The following is a 13,512-nucleotide window of genomic DNA, read 5'->3' as shown; positions in this document are numbered from 1 at the left end:
CTAGCAGTGTTCGTGGTGGCGGCGTTCGTCTCGTCGGCCGGCTCATCGGCAGTGCCAGGGGCGGCGGCGCCCGCGGCAGAGCCCGCCGTCGACGGAGAGGCGTTGCCCGGGCGCATACTCGGCGTGTTGGGCGGCGCGGGGTTCTGCTTCTTCGCCTTCGCCGGGTACGCCCGCATCGCCACGCTCGGGGAGGAGGTGCGCGACCCGGGCCGCACGATCCCGAGAGCGGTCGTCATCGCCATCAGCGTCGTGATCGCCGTCTACGCGATCGTTCTCGCCGCGACGGTCCACGTGCTCGGGGTGCAAGGCGTGGCCGCGAGCGCCGCGCCCGTGCTGGACGCCGCTGAAAGGGTCCCGGCCGGGGAGGTGCTCGCGCCCGTGGTGCGGATCGCCGCCGGGATCGCCGCGCTCGGGGCCCTGCTGGGCGGAGTGCTCGGCGTCTCCCGCACAACCCTGGCGATGGCGCGGGACCGGCACCTGCCCGCTCCGCTGGCGGCAGTGCACCCCACCACGCGGACGCCGTACGTCGCCGAGATCTGCGTGGGCGTGGTGGTGGCCGTGATCGTCCTGGCGGCCGACGTACGGCAGGCGATCGGGTTCTCCTCCTTCGCCGTCCTGATCTACTACCTCGTCGCGAACACCGCGGCCCTGCGTCTTGATCGACGGCGCCGCGGACTGCCGGCCTGGGTGCCGGTGCTCGGCGCGGTCGGATGCGTGATCGTCGCCGGGAGCCTGCCCTGGCAGTCGGTCGTCGGAGGCCTCGTCGTCTTCGTCGTCGGCGGTGTGGTCTACGCCGTCACCCGCCCCAGGGCGGTGACCCCGGGCGTAGCGTCACGGGCATGACCGAGCACCAGACACAGTCCGACCGGGCCCCGCAGGGCCAGAACCACCGCCGCCTGCTCCCGTCGCATCTGCGCCGGCCCGTGATCGGGGCGCCGATGGCCGGCGGCCCCACGACGCCCGAACTCATCGCCGCGGTGGGCGAGGCGGGGGGCCTGGGCATGATCGGCTCCGGTTACCTCGACGCCGCCGACACCAGAGCGGAGATCGGGCGCGTCCGCGAGCTCACCGACGCGCCGTTCGGCGTCAACGTGTTCCTGCTGGACCGCGCCGACTCCGACGCAGCGCTGGCGGCGGCGGGCGGTCCCGAGGCGGTCGAGCGCTACGCCGAGGCGATCGGGCCGGTCGCCAGGCGGCTCGAGGTGGCCCTCGCGGAGTCGCCGGGCTTCACCGACTTCGACCAGGAAGCCACGCTCGCCGCGCTGCTGGACGACCCGGTCGCGGTGGTCTCGTTCACCTTCGGCATCCCGGAGCCCGGCATGGTCCGTGCTCTACAGGACGTGGGCACGGCCGTGGTCGTGACGGTGGCAGGCGTCGCCGACGCGCGGCGGGCCGTCGAGGCCGGGGCGGACTGGCTGTCGGTCCAGAGCGCGGAGGCCGGCGGGCACCGTTCTACGACCACGGTGGGCGAGGAGCCCGACGACATCACGACGGTGGAACTGGTGCGGGCGGTGCGCGAGGCACTGCCGGAGGTGCAGTTCGTCGCCGCCGGCGGGATCAGCACCCCGCACGACGTCGCCGCCGTGCTCGCAGCGGGCGCGGACGGCGTCCAGCTCGGGACCGTGCTGCTGCGCACCCCTGAGGCGGGCACGAGCGCACTGCACCGGTCCGCGCTCGGCGACCCCCGGTTCACCGAGTCGCGGCCGACCCGCTGCTACACCGGTCGCTACGCGCGGGCGCTCGTCAACGAGTTCGTCGCGGAGTTCCACGAGGCCGCGCCGGCGGCGTACCCGCACCTGCACCTGCTCACCGGCCCGATGCGCAAGGCCGCCGCGCGGGCGGGCGACATCGAGGTGCCGCCACTGTGGGCGGGATCGCGCTGGCGGGCCGCCGACGCCTACGCCGACCAGCCGGCCGCGGAGGTCGTCGCGGAGCTGTGGGACCGCGCGGGCGAGCAGGCGGGCTGGGCCGAGTAGATCAGGTACGCGCCCACGGCGGCTAGGAAGAGGAGGCCCGCCGTTCGGCCTCGGCCGCGATGTCGGCGAGGTCCTGCTCCATGGTCTTGCGGGTGGACTTCTCGGCGAACTTTCCCATGAGCCCCATGACGACGCGGGAGACCGCGGGAGCGTGGGCAGTCTCGGCTCCCAAGCGCATCCGGAGCGTCGACCCGCCCTCGGCGTCGGGTGTGATGGTGAAGACGGTCGTGTACTCGGTCCCGCCGTTCTCGGCGACGATCGTGGTGGAGTGAGGCGGCTCGGCGGCCATCACCATCATCTCCTCGGTGGCCTTCATCCCGAACATCTTGCGGGTCTCGCGCCACCGCAGGCCGGGCTCATAGGGGCCGGTCGTGAGGATTTCGACCGCCACTACCCCGCTGAGCGTCCGGTGCGCCTCGGGGATGTCGGTGAGCACGGACCACACGGTGTCCGGGTCGGCGGCGACGTGGCGGGACAGGTCGAGCTCCATGGCCCCGAGTGTAGTGAAATGCACGGCGCCGGCATCCGTCCGAAGACGAATGCCGGCGCCGGGGTGTTGAAGGCGGGCGCTAGTGGCCCGCAGTCAACCAGATCAGGACAGCGAGCCCGTGATCTGGGTGACGAAGCCACCGAGGGTCTCGAGGACGTCGGCGAAGAGGCCAGCGCCCGCGTCGACGACCTGCGAGCCGGTGTTCACGGCGTCGGAGCCGGTGGCGAGGCCGGGGAGGAAAGTCTGGATGGAACCCATGGTGATGGTCCTTTCGTCAGGGGCGGCGCCGGATGCGCCGCTCGGTCTGGCGTGAGGATCCTGCGGACCGTTGGTCCCTCAAGATCTCACCACCAGACGCTACGTAGCTGGCCGGGCCGTTTCATCCGCTCGGACGCCGAAGAGGGCCCAAGGTCCGAGGGAATCGTTTACTTTTGCAGGTGAAGTCGCGGTCTCGGTTAATGTGATCTAGATCACTTCACGCGTCGCACTATGTATCGAGTGATCCGGCGAAAAGGGGGAGGGCCGGCTGAAATAGGCGACACCGGCATCCGCGCGAGGCGGATGCCGGTGTCGTTGCGTAGATCTGGGCCCGAAGGTCCGGGATCACTCAGCTCAGAGCGCGCCGACGATGTCGCCGAGCGAGCCGGTGACGGTGCCGTAGACGCCCTCGGCCGCGGTGGAGCCGGTGTTGACGAAGCCCTCGGCCGCGGTGGAGCCGGTCTCGATGAGGCTGTTGAAGAAGCCGAGGATGCCCTTGAAGATGGTCTCGATCATGAGAAACCCTTTCGTCTCTGAGCGGCGCCGGGGTGCGCCGCTGCCGTAGTGCAGTCCTGCTTGCGGACTCGCGAGGTACATCCGGCTCCGGGCTCGAGTCGTTACCCGACATCGGTGACAGGCCTGCCCTGTGGGCGCTGGCGCCGACGTCGGAATCTTTATCAACCGACGTCGGAGGTCCGCAAACATTTATGGTGTGATCTAACGCATATTTTGCCGAATGCCGTGCGCAGTGACTGGAGCTGTGGGGTGCGCCACGGATATCAGCGGCGCCGGCGCCCGTGGATGGCGGGCGCCGGCGCTGCGGGTGGGGGCCGGACCGGGGTCTGGCGTGCGTGGCCCCGGTCCGGATCTGGCCCGGGGGTCGGTCGAATCAGGAGCCGAAGGCGGTCGCGATGAACCGGGCACCCAGGGCTTCTACTGTGATGTGGTTCACAAATACATCCACTGGGTGGGCCTGCGTGTTGCACGGTCATCGCCAGGGAGCTCGGGAGTTCCAGCGGGGTGGCGGCGGGCGCCGGGGTGCGGCAGTAAGAATGGAGCACATGACGCCGCCCACGCAGCCCGCCCACGACCCCGTCCCGCTCCCGCCAGGCTTCCGCGCGCACGCAGGGGCCGCGGGACTGCGCGAGCGCGGTGACGACGTCTTCGTCGTCGTCAATGACGGCCCCTCCCCGGCCTCGTCCGCGGTGTTCACCCGCTCCCTCTTCGCGGGGCCGTCGGTCGTGCTCAGCCGACAGAACGCCGCCAGCGGTACGGCGCGCGGCGTGGTCGTGGTGGCCAAGAACGCCAACGTCGCCACCGGTGAGCAGGGAATGGCCGACGCGCGGGAGGTGCTCGAGCGCGCCGCCGACGCCATCGCCGTGGCCCCGGGGGAGCTGCTCATCGCCTCGACCGGCGTGATCGGCCGCCGCTACCCGATGGACAAGCTGCGCGCGCACCTCGACGGCCTGGCGGGCGCGACGTTCGACGCCGACGCCGTCGCGCTGGCGACCGCGATGATGACCACCGATACCCACCCCAAGACCGCGCGGGTGGAGGTGACGACGACGACGGGCGGCACCGCTCAGGTGGTGGGCATCGCCAAGGGTGTCGGGATGATCGAACCGGACATGGCAACGATGATCGCCGTGCTGTTCACCGATGCCGCAGTGGAGCCGGGTGTGCTGGACTCGGCGTTCCGGGCCGCGGTGGACGAGACCTTCAACTGCCTGTCCGTGGACACCGACACCTCGACCTCCGACACGGCCATCGCGCTGGCCAGCGGGGCGGGCGATCCGGTCGGCGAGGTCGAGCTGCGCGAGGCGTTCGAGGCGGTCTGCCTGGACCTCACCCGGCAGCTGGCCCGCGACGGCGAGGGCGCCACCAAACTGCTCACCGTCGAGGTCACGGGCGCGCGCGACCGCGCGCAGGCCAAGCGCGTGGCCAAGGCGATCCTCAACTCGCCGCTGGTCAAGACCGCCGTCCACGGGGCCGACCCCAACTGGGGCCGCGTGGCCATGGCGATCGGCAAGTGCCACGACGACACGGACATCGACCCCGAGCGGGTGCGGATCGTCTTCGGCGACCTCGAGACCTATCCCGCCTTCCCCGGTGAGGCGGAGCTCGAGCGGCTCACCGAGATCATGCGGGCCGAGGAGGTCACCATCTCCGTCGACCTGGGCGTGGAGGGCGGCGCCGCGGACGGCTCCTGCACGGTCTACGGCTGCGACCTCACGCGGGAGTACATCTCGATCAACGCCGACTACACGACGTGAGCGCGCACGATGACGTGAGCGCGCACGAGTTCGGCGCCGCGGACCTCGAGGCGATCCGCGCGGTGTTCGCCCGCCGCCTGTACGTCATGGACACCAAGCAGTGGGACGCCTACGGGCCGTGCCACACCGAGGACGTGGTGAGCGAGTCGTGGGCGGCCAGCGGCGGCGCCGCCGAGGTGCGCGGCCGCGACGCGCTCACTGCCGCGATTCGCGAGACCCTCGACGGCTCCAGCCCGGTGACCAGCGTCCACCACGGCCACACCCCGCTGCTCGAGTTCACCGGCCCCGACCCGGAGACCGGCGAACCCACTGCGAGCGGGATCTGGGCCATGGAGGACCGGCTCTGGTGGCGCGTCGGCGACCGCGAGCGCCGGCTCCACGGCTGGGGGCACTATCACGAGCGGTACCGCCGCGTGGACGGGCGGTGGCTGATCTCCTACCGCCGGCTCGAGCGGATCCGCGTGGACACCGGCTGGGTCTGAGCAGGCGGGTCGGACTCGTGCGGGTGCGCTGCACGCGCGGGTCTGCCCCTGCGCTCAGCCCGCGGGGTCGGGGCTACGGCGTGCCATCGCGAGGATGGTGTCGCGGGTGTCGTGCCAGACGGTGCCGGTGATGTCGCCCCACGGGTCGTGGCCACCGGGTACGAGCGAGACGCGGGCCGGATCGCCGGCCCGGCGCGCCGCCCGGACGTAGGACTCGGACTGCTCGGGACGCACGACCTTGTCCTCGCGGCCGTGGACGCACACCACCGGGACCCCGGCGGGCAGGTGCGTCACCGGGGAGGCGTCGACGTACCGCTGCCGGCGGTCGCCCGGGCGCCCGCCGAGGAGATCGTGGACGTACCTGTCGCCGGCGCGTTCGGCCATGAGCAGGTCCGCGACCCCCGCCAGCGAGACACAGCCGGACACCGGCACGACCGGCCTCGAGCCGGGCAGCGAGGACGGCAGCCGCGCCCGGCCGGCGACCCACAGCGCCAGGTGCCCGCCCGCGGAGTGCCCGACCACCACGACCCGGCGCAGATCGAGCCGATCGCCGAGCTGCGCGGAGACCTCGGCGAGGTGGTCGACGGCGTCGCACACGTCGGCCACCGTGGTGGGCCAGCCGCCGCCGGAGTCCACCCGCCGGTACTCCACGTTCCACACCGCCACGTCGAATGAGGCCAGGTCGCGGGCCTGGTTCTCCATGTATGTCAGGCCGAGCGAGTCCTTCCAGCCCCCGCCGTGGACGAGCACCACCACCGGCAGCGCGGGGTTCGCCGAGTCGGGCAGGTACAGGTCCCCGAACGACTGCCCGTCCGTATCGCCCGGATCGGCGTAGTGGAACCGGCGGGGCTCGCGCACGGGGACCGCACCCTCCGGCGGCACGTACGGGCGCGGGGCCACGGACTCGGCGCTCTGGCCGCGATCGAGGTCCTCGTCGTCGTCACCCCGCCCGATCACCGACGTGAGAGCCCACCCCGCCGCCCCGCCGAGCGCGGCCGACAGGCCTATCAGCAGCGAGCGGCGGGACAGGTCTGCCCGGGTGCGCGGGATGCGGCGGCCCGGCACCTGACGGCCCGGTGCGCGACGGCCGGCCGCGGGACGGCGGGTCGCGGGACGGCTGGGCATGCGGCGGCGATACCTCCTGGTGGGAACGCCGGCCGGCCCCGCGGCGCTGCTGCTAAAGGGCCCGGGCTGTGGGTCAGACCGTGCCGGCGACGACGTCGTTCTCCGCGCCATCGTAGAACGGGACGTACCCCTTCTCCTTGGACAGCACGTAGAGCGGGTCGTCGAACGTCGAGGTGTCGAACGCCTGCGCGCGCAGTTCGGTCTTGCGGCTCTTGTAGGTGGAGGTGTGTTCGAGCTCCTTGGACAGCCGGATGAACAGCGGGACCGCGTACGACGGCAGGGAGTCCCGCAGGTGCTCGGCGAGCGCCGCGCCGTCGAAGTCCGACTTGTCGTGCAGGCGGATCGCCGCCATGCCGGCCTTGCCGTCGGCGTCCGGGACCGCGACGCCGTAGACCACGGCCTGGTCGACCTCCGGGCGGGCGCTGATCGCGGCCTCGACCTCGGTGGTCGCCACGTTCTCGCCCTTCCAGCGGAAGGTGTCGCCCAGGCGGTCGACGAAGGAGGCGTGCTTGAGGCCCTGGTCGAGCATGAGGTCGCCCGAGACGAACCAGGCGTCGCCGTCGCTGAAGGCGTCGCGGACGATCTTCTTCTCCGTGGCCTCGGCATCCGTGTAGCCGTCGAAGGGCTGCGAGTCGGAGATCCCGCTGATGAGCAGGCCGATCTCGCCCTTGCCGACCTTCCGCAGCCGGCCGTCCTCGCCGCGGCGGGGCTCGCCCGTCTCGGGGTCGTAGTCGACGATCGCGAAGTCCATCGGGCAGTACCCGGTGGTGCGCGGGACGTTGAACGCGTTGACGAACGCGATGTTGCACTCGCTGGCCGCGTAGAACTCGCAGATGCGGCCCACGCCGAACCGCTGCTGGAACTCGTCCCAGATCTCGGGCCGCAGGCCGTTGCCGGTCATCACGCGGATCGAGTGGTCCCGGTCGCCCGGGCCGGGCTCCTGGTTGAGCAGGTAGCGGCAGATCTCGCCGATGTAGATGGCGGCGGTCGCCCCGGCGGCGCGGGCCTGGTCCCAGAACCTGGACGCCGAGAAGTGCTCCTCGATGGCCAGGCACGCGCCGGCCGCGAGGACGCAGCCGAGGGCCACCGTGAGTGCGTTGTTGTGATACATCGGCAGCGGACTGAGCAGGACGTCGTGCTTCTTCAGCCGCACGCCGGACAGACCGAAGCCGGCCATCGCCCTGTTCCACCGGTAGTGGGACATGGTCGAGGCCTTGGGCAGGCCCGTCGTGCCCGAGGTGAAGATGTAGTACGCGGTCTCCGTGCCGACCGTCTCGTCGGCCTCCGGCGGGTTGACGTCCCCGACGTCGTCGCCGAGGGTCGCGAGCTCGTCCTCGAGCCACGTCAGGTCCGCCAGCTCGTCAGGGCGGTGGCGTGCGGTGAAGTCGCGGAAGGGCAGGTCGACCTCGGAGCTGACGGCGAGGAGCTCGCCGATCCAGTTCTCGCGCGGCACGGACTGCACGGCCTCCACGCACTCGGCGCCGACCAGCACGAGCTTGGACTTGAGGATGTTCTGCGAGTGGTCGAGGACCTCGCCGCGCTGGTGGTGGTTGAGCAGGCCCACGGAGGCGCCGACCTTGACAGCGCCGAGGATCGCGAGCAGTACCTCGGTACGGTTGCCCATACAGATGCCGACCGTGTCGCCGCGCGTCACGCCGCGGGCCTTGAGGACCGCGGCGAACCGGTTGGCGCGGCGGTTGGCCTCGCCGTAACTGATCTCCGTGCCGAGGAACTTGATGAAAGGCGCGTCGGGCCGGGCGGCGGCCAGCTTCTGGAAACGGCGCCCGATCGAGACCTTGTCCGTGCTGCGGGAGGTCCGCACGATACGCAGCCCGTTGAGGACGGACGGCAGGTCGGCGGCGAGGGAGGGCAGGCCGCGCGCGAGGTCCGCCGGGCTGAGTGTGCGGGCGGCCCCGGACCGGCGGCCGGTGACGGTGGTCTTGTCGGTCACGACTTCTCCTCTGTGGGCGTGGTGAGTGACTTGGTCGGATCGCCCGCGAGGCCGCGCCAGGCGAGTTCCACGACGACAGCGGCGGCCACCGACGTGGGGATCGACCGGTGGGCGACGCGGTCCGCGACCGCCTCGCCTGCACCGACCAGGGCGGTGGCGACCACCTCGAGCACCTCGCGGCCGCGCTCGTCGCCCGAGTTCTGCGCGAGCAGATCGGTGGTGAGGTCGACCAGTACCGTCCGGGTCTTCTCGACCTCCTCCCTGAACTGGGGTTCGGCGAATGCCTGACGGTAGACCACATTCCACGAGTCGGTGTGGGCGTCGACGAACTCGAGGAACGCCTGGACGACGTCCTCGAGCCGTCGGCGGGGGCCGGCACTGCCGGTGGCGGCGGCGGTGAGGTGGTCGATCAGCCGACCGGACTCGCGGACGACGCACGCCGCGAACAGTTCCTCCTTGGAGCCGTAGTACAGGTACAGCATCGGCTTGGAGATGCTCGCGTGGCGGGCGATGGTGTCCATCGAGGCCGATCGGTAGCCGAGATCGGAGAACACGCGGATCGCGGAGTCGAGCATCTGCTGCTCGCGGATCGCACGTGGGATGCGTTTGGTCCCCGTCGTCACAGGTCTCCTCCCGGCGGGTCGCGGTGTCATGTGCCACACTCAACTTACCCGCCGGTAAGGACTCGTGGGAGCCGCTCCCCGGATCCGGCGCCCCGACGGGTGTTACGCTTCCGGCATCGGTGTCTCGACGACACCGCAGGACACCCACCGTTACGTGAACCCCAGGGAGACCACGATGAGCTTCGGCACCGGAGCGCTCGCCAGCGCAGTCGGCGGAATCGTCCTCGGCGGCATCGTCGCGTTCGGGGTCAACACCACGATGGCCGAGAACTCCATCCCGGACGTGCCGCAACCGCCCGCCGACCAGGCCCTCCTCGGCCAGGTCGAGTACGGCGCGCGCTGACGCCCGCAGCTCTCGACTCTCTGCACGCCGGCGTAGGTGATCCGCGGGGCCCGTCTCGGCGCCGGTGCGCGTGACGCGGTCGTCGCGTTCCTCGCCTTCCTGCTGCTGGCCTGTCTGCAGTCCCCCGGGTTGATCGCCCCGGACACCAAGTACGACCTCGTCGCGGCCCCCGGCCGCTTCCTCGCCCAGGCCACCCACCTGTGGACCGGCCTGTCCTTCGCCGGCCAGGTCCAGAACCAGGCCTACGGCTACCTGTTCCCGCAGGGGCCGTTCTTCGCCCTGTTCGACCTGGCGGGGATGCCCGCGTGGCTGACCCAGCGCCTGTGGTGGGCGGTCGTGCTCACCGTCGCGTACGTGGGCGTGGTGCGCGTGGCCGCCGCGCTGCGCATCGGCACCCGCGTCACGCGCCCGGTCGCGGGTGTCCTCTACGCGCTCGCCCCGCGGATGCTCGGCGACCTGGGGTCGATCTCGTCGGAGATCTGGCCGGTCGCCCTGGCGCCGTGGGTGCTGCTGCCGGTCATCCGGGTGCTGCAGGGCCGGATGTCACCGCGTCGCGGCGGGGCCGGCGCCGCGCTCGCGCTGGCGCTGATGGGTGCCGTCAACGCCGTCGCGACCGCGGTGGCGTGCCTGCCCGCGGTCCTGTGGTGGGCGCTGCACCGGCCGGGCCGGACGTGGGCGCGGTTGGCCGCGTGGTGGGTGCCGCTGTCCGCGGCGGTGTGCGTGTGGTGGGCGGTTCCACTGGTGCTGCTCGGCCGGGTGTCGCCGCCGTTCCTGGACTACATCGAGTCCGCCGAGGTCACCACCAGGTGGGCGTCGGTGACCGAGGTGCTGCGCGGGGCCGCGACGTGGGTGCCGTTCGTGTCGACGGACCGCACCGCCGGCGCGGATCTCACCAGCGAGCCCGCGTTCGTCCTGGCCACCGGTGTCCTGGCGGCGGCCGGGGTCGTGGGTCTGCTGCTGCGGGGGATGCCCGCGCGCGGCCGTCTGCTCGTGATCGCGGCGGTGGGCCTGGTGGCGATGTCGGCGGCGTGGGTGGGTCCGGCCGGTGGCGGGCTCGCCGAGACGGTGCGCGCCCTCCTCGACGGGGCGGGGGCCCCACTGCGCAACGTCCACAAGTTCGAGCCGCTGCTGCGCCTGCCGCTCGCACTGGGCGTCGCGCACCTGCTCACGCGTCTGCTCGGCGGTCTCGACCGCGAGCGGGCCCCCGGCGCGCTGGCCCATCCGGAGCGCGACCGGGCGGTTGCCGTGGCGATGATCGTCGTGCTCGCGGCGGGCGTGTCGGTCGCGCCGGCGTGGCTCGGGCGTCTCGCGCCGGTGGGCTCGCACGAGGAGCTGCCCGATCACTGGCCGCAGGCCGCCGCGTGGCTGTCGGAGAACGCGCCGGTCGACCGCCCGGGCACCGAGGACCGGGACCCGGCGGCCACGACCCGCGCGCTCGTGGTCCCGGGAGCCTCGTTCGGCCGTCAGGTCTGGGGCGTCACCCGCGACGAGCCGCTACAGCCGCTGGCCGAGACGCCGTGGGCGGTGCGGGACTCCGTGCCGCTGCAGCCCGCCCCCGCGATCCGCGCTCTCGACGCCGTGCAGCGCCGCCTCGCCGACGGCCGCGCGGCGCCCGGCATGGCCGCCACGCTGGCCTCGCTGGGCATCGGGTACCTGGTGGTGCGCAACGACCTGTCGGTGGATTCCGCCGCGCCGCGCCCGGCGTTGGTCCACCAGGCCGTCGACGGCTCGCCCGGGCTCGTGAAGGTCGCCGAGTTCGGCGAGCCGGTCGCCGCGCGGGGGGACGACGTCGGTGCCGAGGGCACGGGCGGCGGCGCGGATGGTGACAGCGCGGGCGGTGACGGCGGCGCGGGCGGGGCTCGCGGCGGGGACGGTGGCGACGACGACGAGGTGGTCGTCCACGATTCCGGGCTCCGGCCGGCGTATCCGGCGATCGAGATCTACCGGGTCGATTCCCGCCTGGGTTCGGATGCGACGCCGCCCGGACCGCCCCGGTCGGCGACCGCCCCGTACACGGTGGAGGTTCGCGACCTGCCCGTGGTCGCGGGCGGGCCGGAGGCCCTGTCCCGGCTGGACGACCTGCTCGCCGAGCAGGACACCATCGGCTCGCCGCCGCGCGTGACGCGGCTGCTCGAGGCCGACGCGCTCGCGGCCGGCGTCGACCCCGCGTCCGACCCGTTCCCGAGGCCGCGGCCGCTGGCCTCCACGGCGCCGGTGCTCACGGACTCGCCGACCGACCGCGAGACCGACTTCGGCCGGCTCGACCACAACTCCTCCGCCGTCCGGGCCGAGGGCGATCCACGGCGCAGCCGTGGCGCGGTCCCCGACTACTCGGCGAGCGTCGCCGGCGACGAGCCATCGCGCACCCGGGCCCGCTGGCGGGACGCCAGGGTGAGCGTGTCGTCCTCGGCGGCCGACTCCGCACAGACCGGCCCCGTGCGGCCCTCACACTCCGTGGCCGCGGCCGTGGACGGCGACCCGGACACCGCGTGGCGCTCCGGCGGATACGGCTCGGCGTTCGGCGAGTGGATCGCCATCGACCTGCCCGAGCCCGTCGACCGCGCGGTCCTGCGGCTGACCGTCCCCGCGCCGGCCGTCGGCCCGCAGGTCACCGCGCTCGAGGTCCGCACCGACACGGGCACCACCACGGTCTACCCGCGCGCCGACGAGGAGACGACCGTCGCCCTGCCGCCCGGCCCCACCGAGCAGGTCCGGGTCACGGTCACCGGCGTCGCCGACGGAGGCCGCGGCACGTACTTCGAGGTCTCCGAGATCGGGCTCGCCGCCGGCGGCGAGGACATCCCGCTGCTGCGGACCATCGCCCTGCCCGAGCGGGCCGACGACACCCGCGCGCCGTCGGGCTGGTTGCTGCGGCAAGAGCTCGCCGGCCGCACCGACTGCGTCCACGGCGGCAGCCCCGTCGAGGGACTCGCCGGGGCGGAGGAGGCCACGGGCGCCGCCCGGTGCGCCCCCGACCTCGCGATCGCCCCGGAGGAACCGGGCCGGTTCGCCCGACTGCTCGACGTCCCCGCCGACACCGCCGTCGCCCCCCGGTTGCTCGTGCGCCCGCGCCCGGGCAGCGCCCTTGACGACGTCCTGCGCGGCGACCCGGCCTCGCGGGCCCGGCAGGTGCGCGCGGAGGGCGACTCCCTCGTCACCGATCCCGCGGGTGCGCCGTCGGCGGCCGTCGACGGGGACCGCTCCACCAGTTGGCACGCGACCGACGCCCCGTCGCCGTCGCTCGGCCTGCGCCTGCCCGGGCGCCACCTCGTCGGGTCACTGCGCCTGTGGGCGCCCCGCTCGGACGCGCCGGCGGCGCCGAGGGTCGTCACGATCGACACCGGCCTCCAGCGCACGCGCGTCGACGTCGCCACGCTCACACCCGAGGAGGACGGCTCCGTCGTCGTCGACCTCCCCGCCGACCACACCGACCGCGTCACCGTCCGCGTCGACAGCACCCGCGACGTGCGCACCCCCGGCGGGGCGCCCGTGCCCGCCGGCATCGCCGAGGTCTGGGTGCAGGACGCCTCGGGCGCCCGCATCGGCGCGCTGCCCGCCGCCGACGACGACCCCGTCACGCTGACCTGCCAGGACGGGCCCCGGCTGCACATCGGCGACCGGGTCGTGGGCACGCGGATCACCGCGTCCCGCCGGGCCCTGCTCGAGGGCCGCGCCGTTCCGGCCGAACTCTGCGACGAGTCCCCGGTCCCGCTCCCCGCCGGGCCGCAGGAGGTCTCCGTGGATCCCGGTGAGGCGTTCTCGGTGGACACCGTGGGCCTCGTCGTCGTCGACGGTCCCGGCTCCACCACCGGCGGCGAGGGAGCCGGCAGCGCGTCGGCCGGCGCCGCGCGCGTCCTCGGCGGCGCCCCGCAGCCCACCCGGGCGGTCACCACCGTCCGGTGGGACGACGCCCACCGCGAGCTGCACGTCCCGGCCGCCCCGCGCGAGCGCGTGCTGGTGGTCCCCGAATCGGTCTCGCCGGCGTGGCGGG

11 protein-coding genes and 1 pseudogene are annotated in these 13,512 nt (G+C 73.3%); 6 read left to right on the top strand and 6 right to left on the bottom strand.

The window, feature by feature from the left end; all coding sequences use genetic code 11:
• Window positions 1–843, top strand: an 843-nt coding sequence (locus DCI01S_RS11690) for an APC family permease (protein ID WP_156482586.1), incomplete at its 5' end; no start/stop codon positions are given.
• Window positions 840–1,976 (top strand): NAD(P)H-dependent flavin oxidoreductase, encoded by a 1,137-nt coding sequence (locus DCI01S_RS11685; RefSeq protein WP_061229386.1) that lies wholly within the window; start codon window positions 840–842, stop codon window positions 1,974–1,976. The genes DCI01S_RS11690 and DCI01S_RS11685, both read left to right, overlap by 4 nt.
• A 22-nt stretch (window positions 1,977–1,998) precedes the next feature.
• Here DCI01S_RS11685 and DCI01S_RS11680 read toward each other — a convergent pair whose 3' ends face one another.
• The 3 genes from DCI01S_RS11680 to DCI01S_RS17245 all read right to left on the bottom strand — a co-directional run bounded on the left by DCI01S_RS11680 (window position 1,999) and on the right by DCI01S_RS17245 (window position 3,240).
• Window positions 1,999–2,466: an SRPBCC family protein gene (locus tag DCI01S_RS11680; protein WP_061229385.1), complete on the bottom strand. Its 468-nt coding sequence runs from the start codon at window positions 2,464–2,466 to the stop codon at window positions 1,999–2,001.
• A 102-nt stretch (window positions 2,467–2,568) separates the two neighbouring features.
• A complete protein-coding gene (locus DCI01S_RS17590; protein WP_165928431.1) occupies window positions 2,569–2,724 on the bottom strand; it encodes a hypothetical protein in 156 nt (51 codons plus the stop codon).
• A 354-nt stretch (window positions 2,725–3,078) separates the two neighbouring features.
• Window positions 3,079–3,240, bottom strand: a complete 162-nt coding sequence (locus tag DCI01S_RS17245) for a hypothetical protein (protein WP_156482585.1) — start codon at window positions 3,238–3,240, stop codon at window positions 3,079–3,081.
• A gap of 545 nt (window positions 3,241–3,785) precedes the next feature.
• On the opposite strand from DCI01S_RS17245, the gene argJ reads away from it, so the two are divergent.
• Both argJ and DCI01S_RS11670 read left to right on the top strand, forming a co-directional pair.
• The gene (gene argJ, locus DCI01S_RS11675; RefSeq protein WP_061229384.1) at window positions 3,786–4,997 is read left to right on the top strand and encodes a bifunctional glutamate N-acetyltransferase/amino-acid acetyltransferase ArgJ; all 1,212 of its coding nucleotides are present in this window, start codon (window positions 3,786–3,788) and stop codon (window positions 4,995–4,997) included.
• Window positions 4,994–5,479, top strand: coding sequence for a nuclear transport factor 2 family protein (locus tag DCI01S_RS11670; protein ID WP_061229383.1), 486 nt, complete (start codon window positions 4,994–4,996; stop codon window positions 5,477–5,479). The genes argJ and DCI01S_RS11670 overlap by 4 nt, the downstream gene beginning before the upstream one ends.
• A gap of 54 nt (window positions 5,480–5,533) precedes the next feature.
• Here the strand turns inward: DCI01S_RS11670 and DCI01S_RS11665 are convergent, their stop codons facing one another.
• From DCI01S_RS11665 to DCI01S_RS11655, 3 genes are all read right to left on the bottom strand, one after another.
• Complete coding sequence (locus DCI01S_RS11665; protein WP_061229382.1) at window positions 5,534–6,604, bottom strand: alpha/beta hydrolase; 1,071 nt, start codon at window positions 6,602–6,604, stop codon at window positions 5,534–5,536.
• A gap of 73 nt (window positions 6,605–6,677) precedes the next feature.
• Complete coding sequence (locus tag DCI01S_RS11660; RefSeq protein ID WP_082767774.1) at window positions 6,678–8,555, bottom strand: long-chain-acyl-CoA synthetase; 1,878 nt, start codon at window positions 8,553–8,555, stop codon at window positions 6,678–6,680.
• Window positions 8,552–9,178, bottom strand: a complete 627-nt coding sequence (locus DCI01S_RS11655) for a TetR/AcrR family transcriptional regulator (RefSeq protein ID WP_082767773.1) — start codon at window positions 9,176–9,178, stop codon at window positions 8,552–8,554. Before DCI01S_RS11655 ends, DCI01S_RS11660 begins: the two co-directional genes overlap by 4 nt.
• Before the next feature lie 175 nt (window positions 9,179–9,353).
• Between DCI01S_RS11655 and DCI01S_RS11650 the strand changes: the two genes are divergently transcribed.
• Complete coding sequence (locus DCI01S_RS11650) at window positions 9,354–9,521, top strand: DUF2613 domain-containing protein (RefSeq protein WP_082767775.1); 168 nt, start codon at window positions 9,354–9,356, stop codon at window positions 9,519–9,521.
• A 36-nt stretch (window positions 9,522–9,557) separates the two neighbouring features.
• A pseudogene (locus DCI01S_RS18260) lies at window positions 9,558–13,055 on the top strand (alpha-(1->3)-arabinofuranosyltransferase domain-containing protein); the annotation flags it as partial.
• Window positions 13,056–13,512: the final 457 nt, after the last annotated feature.

It is taken from the genome of Dietzia cinnamea NBRC 102147, assembly GCF_001571065.1.
GTDB lineage: Bacteria > Actinomycetota > Actinomycetes > Mycobacteriales > Mycobacteriaceae > Dietzia > Dietzia cinnamea.
The sequence above is the reverse complement of the archived record's forward strand: the minus strand, read 5'-3'. Positions and strand labels throughout refer to the sequence as shown.